2 protein-coding genes are annotated in these 1,527 nt (G+C 34.4%); both read right to left on the bottom strand.

The window, feature by feature from the left end; translation table 11 throughout:
• Positions 1 to 129 precede the first annotated feature (129 nt).
• Positions 130 to 435 (bottom strand): DUF4176 domain-containing protein, encoded by a 306-nt coding sequence (locus B8880_RS12785; RefSeq protein ID WP_084257960.1) that lies wholly within the window; start codon positions 433 to 435, stop codon positions 130 to 132.
• A gap of 529 nt (positions 436 to 964) precedes the next feature.
• Positions 965 to 1,408, bottom strand: coding sequence for a hypothetical protein (locus B8880_RS14490; protein WP_159460758.1), 444 nt, complete (start codon positions 1,406 to 1,408; stop codon positions 965 to 967).
• Positions 1,409 to 1,527: the final 119 nt, after the last annotated feature.

Below are 1,527 nucleotides of genomic sequence, written 5' to 3' on the forward strand. Positions count from 1 at the left end.
ACCTTATCTGCGCCGACAAGTTCTGCCACACTGCCAAGCTGTTGCGCTGAGGAGGTAAGCTCACCGAGCTTCGAAGAAAATTTTTTCACCATAAATTCGCTTACTCAGAATCTTATATGTTCTAATTTTTTAATTATTAATATTTAACTTAGGATAAGTAGAGGATTTTAATTTTTCATTATAATATTTAATAAGGTTTTCCTCTAATTTATTTGAATATCCTTCAAATATTATTTCCACTATATCATCATGATTAAATAAAAACGGATTTTCATTCAGCATAATACCTATTGGATATAAACAAGCCGAATAATCAAAATAACCTGTAATCCCATCTTTTACACTAAGAGGATATCGAGAGGTTATCATCAACAGATCATCCTGAACACCTACCTTGACAATCGTCCCTATAGGTAACAATTTAACTTTACTCATACCACTCTCCTAAAAATAATTTCAATAAAATTTTTTAATTGTCATAGCGCAGAATAAAAAACAAAAAAAATAAAACACCAAGATAAAAAAACAACCTTTATATTTATTTGAGTTTCTTTCAAAATATTGGAAATACGCTAGATACCCAGAACTATACCATTCGATAAAAAACACTCGTATAAAAAATGTGATTAAAATTGTAACAGTAAACAAAACAGTAGTAGAGTATGAATCATCTATACTCCATCCTAGAAAAAAAACAAGATATGATAAAAAACTAGCCACAACCATTGCTATTATTAAAAAAAAATAACGAGAAACTATTCTTATATTGATACCAGTTTCCATATCGTCTAAAACCATTCTTCTACTTGTATAGCGCAACTCTCTATCATTCTTTAAAGATGGCATTATCATCTCTAACACTGAGAAAACAATATAATTAAGAGGGCGTTCTAATATAATAAAACCCAAGGTGCAATGTGTTTTCCAGGTGAAATAAAAAATGTAATTCCAAAACCATTTAATTTTATTTATCATACAATTCATCAATTCCCCATTCAGTTATCGCTTCTCCTCCTAAAGAGCCTAAAATAGCACCGGCAGCGCCTCCTATAACCGTTCCAAATCCAGGCACTACTGAACCAGCTAATCCACCAAAATATGCTCCACCAGCGGCTCCCACTGAACTGCCTGCCACACCGATAGCCGTTTTAGTGGTGTTTTCTCCTACTTTATGACCATCTTTTTTAAAACTCTCATATACTTCTTTCGCATCCAATATATTTCCTACCACTGGAGCATTTGTTGCTATTCCTTTCATTATATTTTTATTAAAAACATTTTTCGTTTTAACATGTTGATTTCCATTCCAAGCATTATCATAGTACTTTATTTTTCCCGTTGATTTTAATGGCGAAGTCGTTTTGACTAATTTTTCGCCTCTAGTACCAAATTCTTCTGCTCCAGCCAATAAAGCTCCGCTAGGAATATCTGTACCACCAGCACCAGCACCAGCACCAGCACCAGCACCAGCACCAGCACCAGCACCAGCACCAGCACCAGCACCAGCACCAGCACCAGCACCAGCAC

The organism is Pasteurella testudinis DSM 23072 (assembly GCF_900176075.1).
GTDB lineage: Bacteria > Pseudomonadota > Gammaproteobacteria > Enterobacterales > Pasteurellaceae > Chelonobacter > Chelonobacter testudinis.

Excerpts from the sequence above, each read along its gene's own strand:
- B8880_RS12785 (WP_084257960.1), bottom strand. The coding sequence starts at position 435 with ATGAGTAAAGTTAAATTGTTACCTATAGGGACGATTGTCAAGGTAGGT.